The sequence below is a fragment of the Mesorhizobium sp. A623 genome, assembly GCF_054489405.1.
In genome coordinates this window covers 1-17,759 of record NZ_JBTMXB010000056.1, presented here as the reverse complement: position 1 = coordinate 17,759, position 17,759 = coordinate 1, and the positions used below count along the sequence as shown (strand labels likewise).

At 58.6% G+C, this 17,759-nt stretch carries 13 protein-coding genes and 2 pseudogenes; 4 read left to right on the top strand and 11 right to left on the bottom strand.

Annotated features, from left to right (window positions below):
• Positions 1-576, bottom strand: a pseudogene (locus tag ACX3P1_RS26305) (IS6 family transposase); the annotation flags it as partial.
• Positions 577-606: 30 nt separating this feature from the next.
• On the opposite strand from ACX3P1_RS26305, the gene ACX3P1_RS26300 reads away from it, so the two are divergent.
• Positions 607-1,191: a hypothetical protein gene (locus ACX3P1_RS26300; protein WP_459082505.1), complete on the top strand. Its 585-nt coding sequence runs from the start codon at positions 607-609 to the stop codon at positions 1,189-1,191.
• Positions 1,192-1,323: 132 nt separating this feature from the next.
• On the opposite strand, the gene ACX3P1_RS26295 is transcribed toward ACX3P1_RS26300, so the two are convergent.
• From ACX3P1_RS26295 to ACX3P1_RS26285, 3 genes are all read right to left on the bottom strand, one after another.
• Positions 1,324-1,848 (bottom strand): hypothetical protein, encoded by a 525-nt coding sequence (locus ACX3P1_RS26295; protein WP_459082503.1) that lies wholly within the window; start codon positions 1,846-1,848, stop codon positions 1,324-1,326.
• 71 nt (positions 1,849-1,919) lie between these two features.
• Positions 1,920-5,075: an efflux RND transporter permease subunit gene (locus ACX3P1_RS26290; RefSeq protein ID WP_459082502.1), complete on the bottom strand. Its 3,156-nt coding sequence runs from the start codon at positions 5,073-5,075 to the stop codon at positions 1,920-1,922.
• Positions 5,076-5,077: 2 nt separating this feature from the next.
• Positions 5,078-6,223 carry an efflux RND transporter periplasmic adaptor subunit gene (locus tag ACX3P1_RS26285; RefSeq protein ID WP_459082501.1) on the bottom strand — a complete coding sequence of 382 codons (1,146 nt, stop codon included), beginning with the start codon at positions 6,221-6,223 and terminating at the stop codon, positions 5,078-5,080.
• A 349-nt stretch (positions 6,224-6,572) separates the two neighbouring features.
• Here ACX3P1_RS26285 and ACX3P1_RS26280 point away from each other — a divergent pair, with 349 nt between their 5' ends.
• Complete coding sequence (locus ACX3P1_RS26280; protein WP_459082500.1) at positions 6,573-7,322, top strand: IclR family transcriptional regulator; 750 nt, start codon at positions 6,573-6,575, stop codon at positions 7,320-7,322.
• Positions 7,323-7,523: 201 nt separating this feature from the next.
• Here ACX3P1_RS26280 and ACX3P1_RS26275 read toward each other — a convergent pair whose 3' ends face one another.
• The 4 genes from ACX3P1_RS26275 to ACX3P1_RS26260 all read right to left on the bottom strand — a co-directional run bounded on the left by ACX3P1_RS26275 (position 7,524) and on the right by ACX3P1_RS26260 (position 11,582).
• The gene (locus ACX3P1_RS26275) at positions 7,524-8,513 is read right to left on the bottom strand and encodes a c-type cytochrome (RefSeq protein ID WP_459082499.1); all 990 of its coding nucleotides are present in this window, start codon (positions 8,511-8,513) and stop codon (positions 7,524-7,526) included.
• Between the two features lie 5 nt (positions 8,514-8,518).
• Positions 8,519-8,869, bottom strand: coding sequence for a hypothetical protein (locus ACX3P1_RS26270; protein ID WP_459082498.1), 351 nt, complete (start codon positions 8,867-8,869; stop codon positions 8,519-8,521).
• Positions 8,870-9,169: 300 nt separating this feature from the next.
• The gene (locus tag ACX3P1_RS26265) at positions 9,170-10,279 is read right to left on the bottom strand and encodes a porin (RefSeq protein ID WP_459082497.1); all 1,110 of its coding nucleotides are present in this window, start codon (positions 10,277-10,279) and stop codon (positions 9,170-9,172) included.
• A gap of 424 nt (positions 10,280-10,703) precedes the next feature.
• Entirely contained in the window at positions 10,704-11,582 is an 879-nt protein-coding gene (locus tag ACX3P1_RS26260) for a tyrosine-type recombinase/integrase (protein ID WP_459082496.1), read from the bottom strand.
• A gap of 760 nt (positions 11,583-12,342) precedes the next feature.
• Between ACX3P1_RS26260 and ACX3P1_RS26255 the strand changes: the two genes are divergently transcribed.
• Both ACX3P1_RS26255 and ACX3P1_RS26250 read left to right on the top strand, forming a co-directional pair.
• Positions 12,343-12,867 (top strand): PTS sugar transporter subunit IIA, encoded by a 525-nt coding sequence (locus tag ACX3P1_RS26255; protein ID WP_459082495.1) that lies wholly within the window; start codon positions 12,343-12,345, stop codon positions 12,865-12,867.
• 121 nt (positions 12,868-12,988) lie between these two features.
• On the top strand, positions 12,989-13,891 hold the full coding sequence (locus ACX3P1_RS26250) for a lipocalin-like domain-containing protein (protein ID WP_459082504.1): 903 nt from the start codon (positions 12,989-12,991) through the stop codon (positions 13,889-13,891).
• Between the two features lie 475 nt (positions 13,892-14,366).
• On the opposite strand, the gene ACX3P1_RS26245 is transcribed toward ACX3P1_RS26250, so the two are convergent.
• The 3 genes and pseudogenes from ACX3P1_RS26245 to ACX3P1_RS26235 form a co-directional block, all read right to left on the bottom strand.
• Complete coding sequence (locus ACX3P1_RS26245; protein WP_459082494.1) at positions 14,367-15,827, bottom strand: MATE family efflux transporter; 1,461 nt, start codon at positions 15,825-15,827, stop codon at positions 14,367-14,369.
• 472 nt (positions 15,828-16,299) lie between these two features.
• Positions 16,300-16,536, bottom strand: a pseudogene (locus tag ACX3P1_RS26240) (hexameric tyrosine-coordinated heme protein).
• A gap of 71 nt (positions 16,537-16,607) precedes the next feature.
• Positions 16,608-17,735 (bottom strand): NAD(P)-binding domain-containing protein, encoded by a 1,128-nt coding sequence (locus tag ACX3P1_RS26235; RefSeq protein ID WP_459082493.1) that lies wholly within the window; start codon positions 17,733-17,735, stop codon positions 16,608-16,610.
• Positions 17,736-17,759 lie beyond the last annotated feature (24 nt).

Below are 17,759 nucleotides of genomic sequence, written 5' to 3'. Positions count from 1 at the left end.
CCGGAACAGAGCGCCCGGAGAGCACACTTCCAGGGCATCAGAGCAGAACGGTTCTTGTCAAATACATCCGTCAGGTACTTATTCTTGCGGATTTCGATCGGCTTCAGTCGGCGTCGGGAGCGATCCTGCAAACGATTTGTGGCATCACAGGAAACGATGGCCTCGTGGTTGGTCTGGCTACCATCAATAACGACGCGGTCGGGTCGGCCATGACGGGCCAGCGCCTTTGTGAAGAACCGCTTGGCCCGACAGCAGATCACGTTGCTCGCTGAACCAGAATTCGACCGTATCGCCGACACTGTCGATAGCGCGATAAAGGTACATCCACTGGCCACGGACCTTGATGTACGTTTCGTCGATATGCCATCTGCCTGTCACGCTGCGCTTGCGTCGGTTGAAGCGCTCAAGCAATAGCGGTGCGTAACGGACGGTCCAGCGGTGAATGGTCGTGTGGTCGACGGTAATGCCCCGCTCGGCCATCATCTCTTCCAGATCACGCAAGCTCAGACTGTAGGCCAGGTACCAGCGCACGCAAAGCAGGATCACTGATTGGTCGAACTGGTGGCCCTTGAACATTTGATACTCCGAAAACGTCAGAGGCTCTCCTTGCCACAAGGCCCGTATTCAAAACGTTGCAACACAACCGCCCAGTTGCGCAAGGGCACCACCCTCGAAATGGTCCGGCTCGTCTGTCCCGACGCCGCCCAGACCATCCTCATCTCCGAAAGCTTTGGGCTTCCCGTCCTCGACAGCGACGGTATCCGCGACCTGCATGAGCGGCTGATCATCGAAACCACTGAGGCACTAAAGGAAGGCCTGAGTGATCGGGCCATGCAAATCCACCTGCAGCGCATCGTCGGCTCCTATGTCGGTTCCGCCCATGGCGCCGGTCAGTTCTACAGCCGAGCGGTGACCGAGGCCCGCGACGCTACGGCCAAACTCGCCAACGACAGCCGCGACGAGGATCTCGAGGGTCCGGTCGGCTTCGACAGCCAGGCGCAAAGAAAACGTGAGTTCGCCGCCGACATGGGGCTACAATCCCATGCGCTGCGAATGGCGGCCGAGGGTGCGGTCAAAGCCTACGAGCATAGCGTCGGCGAGCGCTGGAAGCCTTTTGAGCGCCAGGTCGAGAATCCAGGCGCCGGCGTCAGCCGGCAAGCTGCTGAACACCAGATGGCGGCTCTCGGATAGCCGCCATGGGCGGGACTTCGGTCCCGCCCATCTACCACCTCGCCTTATCGCAACAGACCGGTCCTTGCAGGGCCGGCCTGTTTGCATGTCACGACCAAGGCCATCGGGCCCCGGTGCTCCACTATATCGCCGCTAACGCCGGACGACGATAATCCCGGCCAGTGCAATGAGAATAATACAGAGCATGGAAGCTGCATCCAGACGTTCCGAGAACAGCACGACGCCCCATAGCACTGCGAAGGCCAGATAGGAAAAGTCCCAGGTCGAAATGATCGAGGATGGTCCCAACTGGTAGGCGATGGCCGTGCCGATACTGCCGATCAGCATGGTCATGCTCAAAAGCCCGATCAGCGCCCATTGGGTCCAGCCCATCGCAACCCACTCGCCCATGAACAGGCTTTGCCCGCTCTCGCTCCCTGCCATCACGGTCGTCAGGCTCACGCCACCACCGAGAACGATCGCTATCACGTTGAAGATCAGGGCTAGAACGAAGGGATCTTCGCCACGGTTCTTGGTGCGCGTCAGCACCATCGCCAGAGCGTAGAGAATCGCGGAAACCAGCGGCATCACTGCGTATATGCTCAAATCGCCGGCCTGTGGCTTCAGCATGAGCAGTACGCCGACGAAGCCGAGGGCGACGCCGACCCAACCTTGCACCCCGACAGGTTCCCTGATCCAGAAGGCCGCAAAAGGGTGATGAACAGCGGGATCGTGTAATAGACCGCCAATTAGCTTTGACGGGACTTGCTTTCCGATCCTCCGCTCGTTTTTGACAGCAGGCGTGTGATCAGGACAAAAAACACCGGAACAAACAGGAGCGCCAGAGCCGTGCCCGTGATCGTTCCGAAGACAGTCGCATAGCCAATCGCCGTGCGTGCGCCTGAGCCTGCGCCGGTGGAAAGCATGAGCGGCGTAACGCCAAGACCGAAGGCCAGCGATGTCATCAGAATCGGGCGAAAACGCTGTTTGGCGGATTCACGGACCGCTTCCAACGCCGTTTCACCCAAGGTCGCCATGCGCTCCCGGGCAAATTCGACGATCATGATCCCGTTTTTGCCGGTTAGGCCAACCACAGCCAGCATCCCAACCTGGAAATAGACGCCATTCGATTGTCCGCCAAGCCAGGCCCCTATCAAAGCGCCGAGAATCCCCACCGGCATGGCCAGAATGACGGCAATCGGGATCGACCAGCTTTCATAAAGCGCGGCAAGACAAAGGAAAACTGTGGCAAAAGCCAGCGCATAAAGCAGCATGGCGCCTGCTCCAGCTTCCTTTTCCTCAAGCGACATGCCTGTCCATTGCAGCGTGAATCCCTGCGGTAGTTTTTGCGACAACTCTTCCATGGCAGCAATCGCATCCCCCGAGGCATATCCATCAGCCGCCGAACCTTCGATCTTCATCGCAGGCAAGGCATTGTAGCGACTGACCTGTTGCGGACCGTGGATCCATTCCTGCGTGGCGAAGGTCGAGAAATCGACAAACGCGCCGTTCGTGTTCTGAATCCGCCAGAGGCTCAGATCCTCAGGCGAGGTCCGCGCCCAGGGTTCGCCCTGGACATAGACTCGTTTGACACGACCTTCATAGAGAAAGTCATTCACATAGGAGCTGGACCAGATTGTTCTAAGGAATGAACCGACATCCGCAGCGGTTACGCCGACCGCGCCCGCTTTTGCCCAGTCAATATTAATCCGGAACTGCGAAGCGTCTTCAACACCGCTGGGGCGCACCGCGGTCAGCCGTGGGTCCTGGGCGGCCAGCCCCAAAAGCATGTTGCGGGCCTGAAGCAGCTCTTCATGGCTTTGGCCAGCATTTGCCTGAAGATTGGCACTGAAGCCGTTTGAGGTGCCAAGTTCCATAACGGCCGGTGGCACGATGGGCACCACGATGGCCTCTTTAATCCCGCCCATCAGCGGTCCGAAGGCGCGCTCGGCGATGGCTTCGACGGAGTCTTCGGGAGCGGTACGTTCTGCCCAATCCTTCAGTTTGACGAACATCATCGCCATGTTCTGACCCTGTCCGGCGAATGAGAAGCCCGAAACAGAGAAAACGGATTCGACATTGCGTGCTTCAGCCGTGGTGTAATAGCCCTCGACCTTTTTCAGCACATCCTGGGTTTGTTCAGCGGTCGCGCCAGAAGGCAACTGAACGATGGTGATGAGTGCGCCCTGATCTTCATCCGGCAGGAAAGAGGTCGGGATGCTCTGATAAAGCGCAGCCATGCCTGCAACTATCACCCCGTAAACGACCAGCATGCGCAACGGCCCGGCCGTCACACGCCGGACCAACCCGCTGTAGGCCTGAACGATACGATCAAAGTGCTTTTCAAAACCAGCGCTGAATGCGCCGCCCAATCGTGACAGCATTCCTTTGCGCGGCGCGTGAGAATGAGGCTTCAACATGGTCGCGCAAAGTGCCGGCGTGAAAATCAGCGCCACAAGAACAGAAAGCCCCATAGCCGAGACGATGGTCACAGCGAATTGCTTGTACATCTCGCCGGTCGAGCCGCCAAAGAAAGCCATGGGGACGAAAACAGCCGAAACCACGATTCCGATACCCACCAATGCGCCCGAGATCTCGTCCATTGACTTGCGGGTCGCCTCAACCGGGCCCAATTTCTCGTCTCGCATAATGCGCTCGACATTCTCGACCACGACGATCGCATCATCGACGAGCAGGCCAATAGCGAGCACCATGGCCAGCATCGTCAGCGTATTGATCGAGAAACCAAGCACCGCCATGATCCCGAATGTTCCCAAAAGGACAACAGGAACAGCCAGTGTGGGAATCAGCGTGGCCCGGAAATTATGCAGAAAGACAAGCATCACGAGGAACACCAGGCCGATGGCCTCGATCAGCGTATAAATCACGGCTTCGATTGAAAGCAGAACGAAGGGGGTCGTGTCATAAGGGATGACATAACTGACACCGGCAGGAAGGTTCTTCGACAGCTCTTCAATCTTGGCTTTGACTAAATTACCCGTTTCGAGTGCGTTGGCGCCCGACGCAAGCTGGATCGCCATTCCCGTTGCAGGCTTGCCGTCAAAGAAGGACGAGATTTCATAATTTTCAGTGCCAAGCTCCGCCCGCGCCACGTCGCGCAGGAGGACCAATCCGCCATCGGTGTCTGCGCGCAGAACGATGCTTTCAAAATCGTCAGGCGTTTTCAGCAAAGACTGGGCGGTGATCGTCGCATTCAGAAGCTGGCCGGGAGGAGCTGGCATCGCACCGAAAGAGCCGGCCGATATCTGAGCATTCTGTGCGGAAATCGCGTTGACAACGACATTGGGAGAGAGGTCATAATATTTCAGTTTCAGGGGATCAAGCCAGATCCGCATGGAATATTCAGAGCCGAAAACCTCAACCTTACCGACTCCGGTCAGGCGCGAAACCGGCTCGACCATATACGAGCTAAGATAGTCGGACAGATCGATATTGCTGCGCGTGCCATCATCGGAGACAAGGCCAACGACCATGAGAAAGCCGGTTGCGGATTTCTCAACAGTCACGCCCTGACGTGTAACATCGGCCGGGAGGCTTGCTTCGGCCTGAGCCAATTTATTCTGTACCTGCACCTGTGCTATATCAGGATCGGTGCCGATTTCGAAGGTCAGGGTCACGCTTGCGCGCCCGGTCGAAGTCGTTGTCGAGTCGATGTAGCGTAACCCGTCCAGACCAGTCATCTCTTTTTCGATGATCTGAACGACTGTATCCGCAACGGTTTCAGCCGATGCGCCAGGATATGCCGCCCCGATTACGATCGAAGGGCCAGCAATCGATGGGTATTGCGAAATCGGCAAGCGCAGAATCGATAAGACCCCCAGCCCCATGATGATGATCGCGATAACCCAGGCAAAGATCGGGCGGTCAATAAAAAAACGAGCCATGATCAGTTACCCTGGTGCGGTGCAGCTTCGGGATTTTGGCCTTCGGTCACGATCTGAACCTCAGCCCCCGGCCCAACCTTCTGGAAGCCCGAGATGACGACCGCCTCGCCTGCTTTCAGTCCGCCGGTTGTCACCCAGCGGTTGCCATCGGCGGAGACAATCGTCAGCTCTCGGACTGCGATTTTACCATCTTCGACAATCCAGACGCTTGCCCCGCCCTTTGCATCACGCAGAACAGCATTTTGGGGTACCAGAACCGCGTCCTTGGTCACGCTCCGCGGCAACTCAGCCTCGACATAAAGGCCGGGAAGCAGCTTATGGTCGGGGTTCGGGAAGCTTACGCGTAGCGTCACCATACCGGTCGTGGGCTCAACCTGGGGCTCGGCGGCCTTGATCTCGCCTTTCGCCTCATAGATTTGCCTATTCGGTAGGATCATGGTTGCGCTGGCATGTTTCATGGCCTCACGCTGCTCGGGCGAAGCGTTCCAGTTAAGAAGATCATTTGCTGACAGTGTTACATCAACAAAAACGGGATCAAGCGTACGGATTGTCGCCAAAGCGGTGGTTTGCTGGGCACTGACCAGAGCTCCGGTCGTGGTCTGGGAGAAGCCTATGACACCTGCAACAGGTGCACGCACAGTTGTCCGGTCAAGATCGATTTCGGCACTACTTAATTGGGCTTTCGCCATTTGCAGCGCCGCTTCGGCAGCACTTTGCGTCGCGACCGCTTTATCACGAGTGGCGGCCGAGCCGACATTGGTCGAGAAAAGATTCTTGGCGCGATCTGCATCGAGAACGGTCAGATCATAGTTGGCTTGCGCTTGAGAGACCGCTGCCCGCGCTGCCGCCACTACGGCGCGGTACGTGACGTTTTCAATCTGATAAAGCGGGTCGCCAGCCTCAACCGACACGCCTTCCTCGAAAAGGCGCGTCTGTAAGATACCGGAGACCTGGGGCCGCACTTCCGCAACCGTTGATGCCTTGATCCGCCCCGGAAGTCGGATTGTCGCCGTAAAATCCACGGGCTCCGCAATCATAATGCTAACCATCGGTATTGGCTGCTGGGCTACCGACGTGACAGGCGCAAGGCCGATCAACAATGAAATTGCCGAGGCAAAAACAGCCTTTATCCTGAAATCTCTTGGCATCGGTTCCTCTTACAGGACGTTAGAAAATACGGGATGATGGCAGCGACTAAAACGGCGCATGGTGATCCGAGCAGCATGGCGCTTCGTCAATCAGGTCACCGTTGTAAACTGGGCCACTATAATCATAACTGTCCATGGTGACGAACATGAATCAGCATCGACAGTACGGACTGCAACAGGAAGCGTTTCACGTCAGACACCAACCCTCCAGAAAACCTCAACGCATGCGCTGGAGGAGATGATTTGCCCAACCATGGATTGACCACATCGCGGTACAGTGTATCATAATATGTGAATTGTGGTGGAAATGTCAACGTGTATCGGACGTCAAAATGACAGGGAGCGAATCATGACTGAGGTGAGCGACAGAACGGCGGGCATTCAAGTCATCGCGAGAGCCGCCACTATCCTGCGCGAACTTGGTAACTGCCCCGGCGGATTAAGCCTGGCTTCTGTCGCCACGCGGGTCGGGTTGGCGCGATCTACCGTACAGCGAATAATGCAATCATTGGAGACTGAAGGCTTCGTTGAGCTTTCCGCACAAGGCCATGGCTTCCGTCTTGGGCCCATGCTTTCTGAACTCGTCTATCGCCGGCAAGTCGATATCGTAACCGAGGTGCGTCCACTAATCGAAGAATTATGCGCCGATCTGGGGGAAACCATTGCGCTTTACTCTTTGACGGGTAGCAACCTCACCACGATCGATCGTTGCATTGCTGAACAACCGCTGCGCGTCGTCTTCCCTTTAGGCACCGTTCCCTTTCCGGCCTATCAGCTCGCACCTGGCCGCGCGATTATGGCCGAGTTGCCGCCGGAACGTGTGACGCAGATCCTTTCAGAAAGCATGACAGATGCCGATATGGCGCGTGAGCTGGAAGCCATTTCCAGCGAAAAAGATGCGGGCCGGGACACATCGAGCTTCATCTCGGGCATCTCCAGCTTTGCCGTGCCTCTCCACACCCATCTGGGCCTTTATGCCTTAGCCGTCATCCTGCCAACAACTCGTGTCGGCACACGAGAAGGGGCCATTTTTGCAGGTCTGCGCAGATGTCGCAAAAGGATAGAAGACAAAATCGGTGCGCCCGCATCCGAATCCTGACAGTGCTACACTCGCCAGTCATGCAAGTGCACTAAAGATTGTCCCTAGGCTACGTCCTCGGGGATGCCCAGCAGGTGGCCGCCTCGCTCAAGCTATGGGCTGCAAGGCGGCTGTCATATTGCTCGCTCACGGTGTGCCAGGTCATCGTCTTTGCGAGATCGACTGCCGTTTTTCTTTATGGCTTATGGTGTTCACCGGACATCACGCCGTCCGGGCTGTTCTGCGACTGCGCCGTGCGAACAAAAACAGCAGGATCGCAACGACGACCAACGCGCCGACGGCAAGCCCGATCCTGGCGGCCCAGATCAGCCAGTCCGACGTGGCGCCTCCGGCACGCAATGTTGCCACCTGCGCCGCCGTCACCTTGGCGGCCGGGTTGCCGAAATGCTGGATCAGATAGTTGCTCAGGGTAGCAATTTGCGTATCCGAAAGCTCCTTGGTAAAGCCGGGCATCAATACGTCCGGCTGTCGCTGCAGCCCTTCGAGGATCACCATCACCAGATTGTTGGTGTTTTCCCGGCCGAGCGCGGTGTTGTGCAGCAGTGATGGTAGGCCGCCTTCGAAACTGCCTTGGCCCTGCGCCTCGTGGCAGGTAGCGCAATACGCGTCGTAAAGCTGTGGGCCGGTCATGGCGTTTAGATCCTGTGGCAATGCCACGGCGCGGATGCTCGCCAACTCGTCCGAAGAGTTTCCCCAGGTAAAGACCGGCTGCGTATCGGCCGGGTCGCGAACGGGCGGGACGGTTTTCAGGTAGACCGCCATGGCCTTGAGGTCTTCTTCCGTCAGGAAACGAAGGCTGTGATCGATCGCCTCCGCCATCGGACCGGCGGCCTGGCTCTTCTCGACATGGCCGTCGCGCATATAGGCGACCAGTTCCTCGACACTCCAGCCTCCGATCCCGCTATTGGCATCCGAGGTGATGTTGGGCGCATGCCAAGGACCGACATCACCGCCCGCCATTTCGCTGGATGTGTTTTCCGCCATGAACAGGTTGCGTGGCGTATGGCAGGTGCCGCAATGCGCCGGCCCCTGCACCAGATAGGCGCCACGGTTCCATTCGGCGTCCTGCGCCGGGTCTGGCTTGTAGGGGCCGTTGTCGAGAAACAGCAAGTTCCACGCCGCCATCGACAGGCGGATGTTGAACGGAAACGGCAGCTGCGTTTCGGGCGACTTTGTTTCGATCGGTTCCACGCCATTCATGAAATAGGCATAGAGAGCGGCGACGTCGTCGTCCGAAAGCAGCGCGTAGGCCGTGTCGCCGGATAGAGATGCTTGCCGTCGGCGCGCACGCCCTTGCGCACCGCAGCGTCAAACTGTTCCAGAGTATAGGTGCCGATGCCGTTTTCCTTCGACGGCGTGATGTTGGTGGCGATGATGGCGCCGATCGGCGTGGCGAGCGACAGGCCGCCGGCCATGGCCGCGCCGCCGGGCGCTGTGTGGCAGGCCACGCAATCCGATGCCGTGGCGATGTATTTGCCACGGGCGATCTGATCCGCATCCGCGCTGAAGGCGGGACTTGCGACCGCCGATGGGGCGACCGACAGCACAAATATTGCAGCAAGACGCCATCCGGTTCGGCAATTACTGAGGCGAAGCCGTTGAGGGAGACGGACAAGGTCGACGGTGCGCTGCCAAGTCGCCAAACTGCCTCACGAGGTGGGTTCACCTCTGCCAAAAAGCGCTCGCTCAGAAAATTCAATGCGGCCATATCAACCATTTGTAAGCCGGATTATTTCCGGATTCCCATGGCAGTCGCCCGAATGCGCTATCGGACGCATCTACTATCGACAAAGCGAAAAAACCCGGCGGTTGCCCGCCGGGTTTTCCTTTAGACAGAAAGCGCTGTCTTAGAACGAGCGCTGGAAGCGGATGATGCCACCGATCGAATCGTCGGTTGCACCGGTCCAGCTGCCGGCGGCAGGAACATTGTCGCCTTCGTTGACGTAATCGACTTCGGCCGTGACGTTGAAGCCCGGAACGATGTCGTAGGAGACGTTCGCTGCAACGGCAAGGGTCTCGTCTTCGTCATACGAAACCTGTGCGTTCAAAGAAGTCTTCTCGTTGAGCTTGTACGAACCACCGCCGAAGATGGCCCAGTTGCCGCCCCACGGCTTGTAGAAGTTGCGAGCGACGTTGTCGTCCGAACCGTAACCGCCGATGATGAACAGCGAAAGCTGCTCGGTGGCGTTCACGTCCAAACGAACCTTGCCGGACCATTCTTCCCAGTTGCTGTTGTAGGCTGCAACACCCGAAATGCCACCCCAGCCAGCGGTGTACTTCACGCCGCCAACGACGTGCGGAACGTAGCTGTCGATGACGTCACCGCCAGTAGCAAAAACGGGATCAAAGTTGCCGCCGTCGCCGTTGTTGCCCTGCTCGACCGAGACGATCGCCGAGAAGCCGTTGCCGCCGTCGAACGTGTAGCTGATCAGATTGGTCTCGAAGCCGCCGTAAGGAACCAGCGTATCCTGGATGACGTTACCGGCATAACCCTGGAACGTGTCGAAGACCGACTCGTCAGCGCCGATGCGCAGGCCGCCAAGCTGGATCCAGGCGAAGTTCAGCGAGGTCGAGCTGCCGCCATTGGCGTAGTTGAAACGCGTCTCGGTGTAGGTCTTCAAGGTGCCGAGTTCGGTTTCCTGACCGGTCCAGGTCCGGAGCGCGAAGCGGGTCTGGACATGGTAGGAGCGCTGAGAATCGCCGTCCATCCTGTCGACCGTAGCACGGCCGTCGAACGAGCCGGCATCGCCGCCCGAGATGTCGACGCGGACATAGCCGCCGACGCGCAGGCAGGTTTCGGTTCCGGGAATGTAGAAGTAGCCAGCGCCGTAAACGTCGCAGATGCGGACGTATTCAGCGGGTTCCGGCTCGGCGACGACGACAGCGTCGGCGGCGCGTGCACCGGATACTGCGACGAGAGCCGCAGCGGAGCCGAAAAGAAGGCTCTTAATGTTCATTTTCTGACCTCCAGAAAGTCGATGTTAAAAACCGGGTTTGGGTAACTTTTGCTGAAGGACAGCGTTCCCTGCCCCATCCCCACTACCGAAAAAGATGCGCACCGCGCCGCTTCCTCTTTCCCGACATTACCCATCGGTTGGTGGTGTTCAACCTTGTTCGCATCGTCGGAAGCGCTGAATGGATGCTATCGGCAGGGCCTGTTGCAGAAAGAACACATTTTGAACACTCATTAAACCCTTCGTTAACAAACGCGACCCGTTTCGAGGCTGAAGTCATACCGAAAGACCTCGGAACCGTGCAGCGATTCGTGCCAAGCGGTACAGAGCGTCAGATTTGACCTAGCTTTCGCCACGCGCGGTCCATCTATCAAAGGCTGTGGCCCGATTCGTGGGGTGGGAACGATGGCGTGGGTTGCGTGCACATTTATTCAGACTTGGATGTAGCCCGCACGGCACTCTCGAGAACGGATATGCCAATGTCCAAATCATTGGTGGATAGATAATCGTACTTCAGCGTCATCCGCAGCGTCCTATGGCCTAGCCACAGTTGAACGCGCCGTAGATCAACTCCGCCTATCACCAATCGAGAAGCGCACGTATGCCGGAGAATGTACGGTACGATGCCGCTTTCGTCACCTAGTCCAACTTCGTTCTTCGCCTCATTCCACACTGCACGAAATTTGTGTTGCTCAATCGTCGAAAATGGGCCTGACTCCGTTCGGCCCAGCGAGCGGAAGACCTCCTGAACACGCGAAGTGATCGGAATGCTTCGCTCATAAGTCGGATTACCTCTGGAGAGACATATCATCCCGCCGGGTGAAGGGATTTCTGTCCACTTCAGGCCGATCAGTTCCCCAATTTTTGCCCCTGTGTCGACGAGAACTACAGATAGCTGCTGATAGCCTTTGTTTAAGCGGCCTATGCGGTCAAACAGAAAATTCTCTTCCTGGACGGTAAGAAATCGTATTCGTTCTTCGGGCTCTTCCTGGCGATTGAACTCAGGGATTGTGGTTAAATCGCCGGATTTCCGCGCATATCTCAGTAGCTTGCTAAGCGCCATCGTCTTACGATTGATCGTCGCTACGCTATTGCCTTTCGTACGAAGCGCTTCTTGTATTTGATCCAGATCGGCTCCGGTGAAACTGAAAAATCTGCGGTTGAAGATGATCTCGTCAGCTTCAAGAATGAACGAAAAGACATTAATTCTGTGCTTCCCTTCATTCCACAAAAGATTGCCATATTTGTCTAGGAGTCCCCGTAGGGATAGCGCTACTGGTTCACGTGCCGAAGCTGTATCGTCCATTATACGCCTAATTGGTTCTAGCTCTGTCTTGATTGGGCCCGAGCGAGAACAGCATGTCAACAAAATCAAAGCATGCGGTACACAGGCGCGTCGCCATTGCCGCGTTGCCCGATAGCGCATTCTTACGGGACATGCATAGCCGGTATGGCTGCTATGATCTTGTGACCGGCCTAATCCTGCCTATTTAGTGGCATTCCGCAGCATCACAGTTGAAGGGCAGGAAGGCGGGTAACTCCGTATGATTCTTCTAAGCCATTGAGTTTATTAGGATATTCAAGATAAATGGCGGAGAGGGAGGATTTCTCGGCGAGATCTGGGCAACCAGCATTGAATCAGTGGGCAAGGGCCAAGCCGAGGCGGCCCGCACACTCGGGCTGAGTCACGTGTTCCCCGATCCTGAATTCGGCCATCGCTGCCTCCGTGGTTATTGGTTTTCAATTGAGGACCAAGGTACAAGCGGGATTGGTTCCGTAAACGATGTGCCGGCCCGTTGGGCGCTGGCTCTACGGTGGGCCGCCAGCCTTGATTTAGCTAGCCCCAGCGACCATGTGAGGGGTTACGAGTATCTTTCGATGTTATTTTCGGTGTGGGCGAGTGCGTATGAAAACGGGCGACTAGCCCGGGCCGGCAGAGCCTTGGCTTCGCGCCCATACGAGACAGTGTCTCGATTTCAAGCTGGCGTGTGCTCGCCCTACAACAGGCGATGCATTTAACGTTTGCCGCATGCGCGCTCGCGCTAGAAACCGGTATGGAGGCTGTCGTGGAGATCACCGATATATTGGGCGAAGACGATATTTCGCTCGACCTCACGACCAAGGGTAAGCACTCGGCGCTGTCGAAGGTCGCCCTCGAGATTGCACGCGGGATCGGGTGTAGCGAACGGACAGTCCTTGCCGGTCTCTTGCGTCGCGAGCATCTCGGTTCGACCGGAGTTGGGCACGGCGTTGCCGTTCCGCACGCGTTGCTCGACGTCGTTTCATCGCCGGTCGCCTCCCTGACCCGGCTGGCAGTTCCGATCGGTTTCGGCAGTCCAGATGGCGATCCCGTCGATCTCCTGTTCACTCTAATCTGGCCGTTGTCCGATACGCAGGCCTTTCTCCCGGCCTTTGCAAGTGTGTGCCGGGTACTCCGTTCGTCCTGGCTGCGGGATGGGTTGAGGCAAGCTCGCTCCAGTGACGAGGCCATGGCGCTCCTGAGGATGGTTGAGGATAAGTCGACAAGCCTCAGGACGGCTCACTATGACATTAGGAATGTATCTGCGTTCGCACCCGCAAATCCCGAATAGGCGCAAGGCGGCATTGGATAGGGAGATGAGTGCTGGGTGGAGTCGCGGGCAATCAGGCCAACCAAATAAGGTTTACACGGGTTCGCATGAATGAAATCAGCCATTTTTCTGGCCCGAGTAGATATACGCCAACCGGATCGAATGGTGGTACGTCACTGCGAACCTTGCCGGGCCTGATGGCGCGGACTACGGCCTGCAATGGACACTGTTCCGCTCGGCGCTCGCGCCGGGCGAGGCCGAGGGGTGGGAAAGCCCGCAGCTATGGTTTGGCCATGCGGCCGTCACCAGTATCTCGACACACCGCGCCACGGAACGGCTCGCGCGTGGCGGCACAGGCCAGGCGGGCGTGACAGACGCGCCCTTCGCTGCCTGGATCGATGACTGGCAGATGGCTGGCGACAGCTTCGACCGCCTGCGGCTAACCGCGACCGGCAAGGACTTCGCCTACGACATCGCGATGTATGCCCAGGGCCCGCTCGTTCTCCACGGCGACCACGGCTATTCGGTGAAATCGGCGAAGGGACAGGCGAGCTATTACTATTCCCAGCCCTTCTTCAAGGTCGAGAGTACGCTCACGCTGCCCGAAGGCGAGGTACCGGTGCGCGGCACCGCGTGGCTCGATCGCGAATGGTCGTCGCAGCCTCTGGCGCAGGAACAGGCCGGCTGGGACTGGTTCTCGCTGTCCTTCGATACCGGCGAGAAGCTGATGGGTTTTAGCCTACGCGACACAGCTGGCGGCAGCTTCACCTCGGCTACTTGGATCGCGGCGGACGGCGGAGCGACACCTTATGGCGATGGAAAGCTCATAGCTACCCCTCTGGAGACGAGCCGTGTGGACGGGCGCGATGTCCCGACGCGCTGGCGGCTCACCTTGCCCGACCGTGCGCTCGACATCACCGTCGGCGCGCTCAACACTCAGGCTTGGATGGGCCTCAGCATCCCCTATTGGGAAGGCCCGGTGCGGATAACCGGCTCTCACCCGGGCAAGGGTTACCTCGAGATGACCGGCTACGAGCGACGCTGACCATCTACCGCCGGTTGGGTGTACAGCACTATGCAGATATCCTCGCTTCAGCGCCGATCCCGAAAAGACGAAGGCGGACCAAGGGAGGTCCGCCTTCAAACGCCTGCCAGTCGAGCGGGGAGCTCGAAATGGGGGTGGGATCCTGAGCAGGAATAGGGACGCTAGCTCACACCCGATGGCCGGTCAAAGCCTATTCCGTGACATACTTGGAAACATCTATGGGCCAATAAAACGGTCAGCCTGAAAGGCTCCGTTTCCTTGTCTCGAATGATACGGGTCGGTTAGCCTTAGAAAAATCCTTGTTTGCAGACTTTACAGGCTCGAGGCAACGAACATTCCCACCGGCAGTGCACTGAGCGATTGTCGATCGTATTTTTTCTCCAGGCGTCGGCGAGAAAATGCGCTTGCCGCGTCCTACCGCGTGTGTCGCGTAGCGGCCCGATCCTTGCCGTCCCAGCTCTTTTGCCGGCGCCGCTCAGTCGTTGGGCTTCTTGGGTGCGAGGTTGGCGCGCTGGCGCGGCATGCCAAGGCCGGTGTCGGGCGCGAGGCCGGCCACCGGCTGGTCCTCCTGGATCATATGCATGGTGCGCCAGCGGCCGAAACGGTAATAGGCCGCCGCCAGCACCAGCGAGGTGATCGAGCCAACGGCAAAGCTCCACCACAGCGCTTCCATGCCCATCACGCTTCGGAAGGTGTAGGCGAAGGTGGTGCGCACCAGAAGCACCGAGATGACCAGGATGATCAGGGGCGGCATCACCGCGCCCGTGGCGCGCACGGTGGCGAACAAAACGATGGTGATACCGAACAGAATGAAGGACCAGGAAGCGACATTGTTGATGTGGACGGCAATATCGATGGCGTCGCTGTCGCCGACCAGGAACAGGCCGAGCACCGGGCGGTCAAAGAAATATAGCACCGCCACCAGCACGCCCGTCAGCACCAGATTATAGCCCACGCCGGAGGCGGTGATCCTGCTGATGCGGTCCCATCGCCCTGCGCCGACATTCTGGGCCGCCATGGAGGAGACGGCAGCGCCGATGGCCAGCGCCGGCATCTGGATATAGGTCCATAGCTGGGCGGCGATGCCATAGGCGGCGGCGACCTGCGAGCCGTAGCTGTTGACCAGCCCCATCAGGGTCAACGCCGCCGCCGAGATGACGATCATCTGCAGGCCCATGGGCACGCCCTTGAAGACGACGATGCGCAACATCGCTGGGTCGGGCTTGAGCAGAGCGAGATCGGCCCCGGCGAGCCGCAGCGGATGTTTTCGTGCATAGAGCACGATGAGGATGGCGATAGCGCTGACCGTTTGACTGACGAGCGTGGCCATGGCCGAACCGGCGATGCCGAGTTCGGGAAACGGGCCGATGCCGCGGATGAGAAGCGGGTTCAAGATGATGTCGAGTATAACTGCGCCCCCCATGAATACGAACGGCGTGCGTGAATCGCCTGCGCCGCGCAGCACGGTCATGACGAAGGAGAGCACATTCATCACCGGCACTGCCAAGAAGATGATGCGCAGGTAGGATCGCGCCAGCGGTAGGGCATCGGCTGGCGTGCCGAGCAGATTGAGGATGGCGTCCACCCAGATCCAGCCGCATACGGCAAACAGGATCGAAATGGCGAAGAAGAAGGTGGCGCTGGTGCCGACGACACGTCTAGCTGCGGGCAGATCGCTCGCGCCGACCGCTTGCGCCACGAGGATGGTCGCGGCCATGCCGATGCCGAACAGCGTGCCGAGGATCAAGAACAGCACCAGATTGGCATTGGACGTCGCTGCAAGCGCGGATTCGCCGAGGAAACGGCCGACCCACACCGCGTTGATCGAGCCGTTCAGCGATTGCAGCACGTTCGCGCCGAGCACTGGCAGGGCGAAGATGAGCAGGGTTCGCGAGATCGGACCTGTGGTGAGGTCGGTGCGGCGGTGCTCGGGCATTGTCTCGTCCTGGCGACTCGGCAAGGTTGATCGGGATCCGCGCCGTTTCCGGCGCGCCCGCTGTAGGTAGCATTCTTGGTGGTGGCACTATACCCTCCTGCCGGGTTGGGGCTAAAATGCCCGCGCCCGACAGCGCATCAGAATGTCGCATGGCAGATGATCCGTGCGGCCATACAGGCTGCACGCTACCTATTGGGCGATATTGAAATGACTGACGTTCCAGGCTTTTTAAGCCGGCGCAGCCTTTTGAAGGCAACCGCAGTTGGGTATCGCACTGACGGAGTTACCTGTCCTGGCGCGCCCAGGCGGCTCCACCTCCCGCCTCGCTGGAAGACTCCAACGCGAATATTTCGATGATGCCGAATGGTTGTTCATCATGGGTATCGTTGCGCGGCTGATCCGCTCGGACGCGACGGCCCGGGTGCCATCGAAACCCGCGTGCCGTCTACATCGATCGCCAGCTGGCCGACAATTACGGCCGCGCCAGCCAGTAATTGTTTGCGGCGGCTACTGTCTGGAAATGAATGGCGATAACTTGCGAGGATGCGATCAACTGGCTCGAATCGTGGTCATACGCCGCACGCAGCTTCTCACGAATTTCAGCAGATGGCTGGGTCAGCTTGACACCGACACGGGCCAGTTTGGTGGCGAGTTCGAAGCCTTCTTGTGGCGTTGCCGTTTACAGGGAGGAAAGCCAGATTTCGGACATAAAATGTTCCCTTCGAAAATGTTCAAGTCGCATGGATGATAACCGAACGCCCGCAACCGACCATCCAGTGACTACAAGAGATCGAGAAACTCCGCCAGTTCGCGCGCCGCGGCAGCACCAGCCCGGTTGGCGCCAATCGTTGAAGCAGAAGGACCGTAGCCGACGAGATGGATGCGGGCATCCCTGGCCGCCTGCGTCGTCAACCGGCCGGTCATCATAATGCCCCCGTTCTCGCCTTGCAATTGAAGCGGCGCAAGATGGTCGAGCGAACTGCGAAAGCCCGTGCACCACAAAATAACGTCGGCGTGTTGTTCGGAGCCGTCCGGCCAGCGCACACCGTTTTCGGTAATCTGAGAAAACATCGGCAAGCGCTTCAGGACACCGCGCTCGCGCATGGCCTTGATCTTCGGCGTGACGGGCAGGCCGGTGACAGAGACGACTGATGTGGGAGGAAGTCCCTTGCGAACGCGGTCCTCGACCAGAGCAACGGCTGCGCGCCCGGCTTCCGGCGTGAACTCGGCATCGCGAAACTCCGGCTCCCGACGGGTTGTCCAGGTGGTGGAGGTCACCTGCGAGATCTCGTCGAGGAGCTGGATTGCAGAAATACCGCCGCCGACAATGATGACGTGTTGTCCGGCAAACTCATCAGCCGTCCGGTAGTCGCGCGTGTGAAGCTGCTTGCCCTTGAAGACATTTTTTCCGGGATAGTCGGGGATATAGGGCGAGGTCCACGTGCCCGTCGCGTTGATGATCCCGCGAGCGGAGTACATGCCGGCGCGGTCGGTTTCGACGCGCAGCCGCTCGCCCCGGTCGCAGACGACCTTCACTGCAACCGGACGCGCCACCTTGAGGCCGAAGGCTTGTTCGTAGGCGGCGTAGTATTGGGGAACGGCTTTGGACGCCCTCAACTGACCGGCCGAAGTGTCGACGGCCTCCTCGAACCGCATGCCGGGCAGATCGTGGATACGGTTGACGGTTGTAAGGGTCAGGGACGGCCAGCGGAACTGCCAGGCCCCACCGGGGTGCGGCGATTGATCGAAGACAAGGAAATCGACGCCGGGAACGAGACCAAGCCTTTGTAGATGATAGGCCGAGGAGAGGCCCGCCTGTCCCGCCCCGATGATGGCGATGCCCACCTTGACCGCTACATTCACGAGGCCGGATTTATTCCCGATACGCGTGGATTGTCTTTCATTCACTCGCATTTTCCTGCGGCGTCAGCG

What these genes read in the sequence shown, in the direction of transcription:
- ACX3P1_RS26245 (WP_459082494.1), bottom strand. Translation starts at nt 15,827, where the DNA reads ATGCCCGAGCACCGCCGCACCGACCTCACCACAGGTCCGATCTCGCGA.
- ACX3P1_RS26290 (WP_459082502.1), bottom strand. Translation starts at nt 5,075, where the DNA reads ATGGCTCGTTTTTTTATTGACCGCCCGATCTTTGCCTGGGTTATCGCG.
- ACX3P1_RS26265 (WP_459082497.1), bottom strand. Translation starts at nt 10,279, where the DNA reads ATGAACATTAAGAGCCTTCTTTTCGGCTCCGCTGCGGCTCTCGTCGCA.
- ACX3P1_RS26280 (WP_459082500.1), top strand. Translation starts at nt 6,573, where the DNA reads ATGACTGAGGTGAGCGACAGAACGGCGGGCATTCAAGTCATCGCGAGA.
- ACX3P1_RS26285 (WP_459082501.1), bottom strand. Translation starts at nt 6,223, where the DNA reads ATGCCAAGAGATTTCAGGATAAAGGCTGTTTTTGCCTCGGCAATTTCA.
- ACX3P1_RS26260 (WP_459082496.1), bottom strand. Translation starts at nt 11,582, where the DNA reads ATGGACGATACAGCTTCGGCACGTGAACCAGTAGCGCTATCCCTACGG.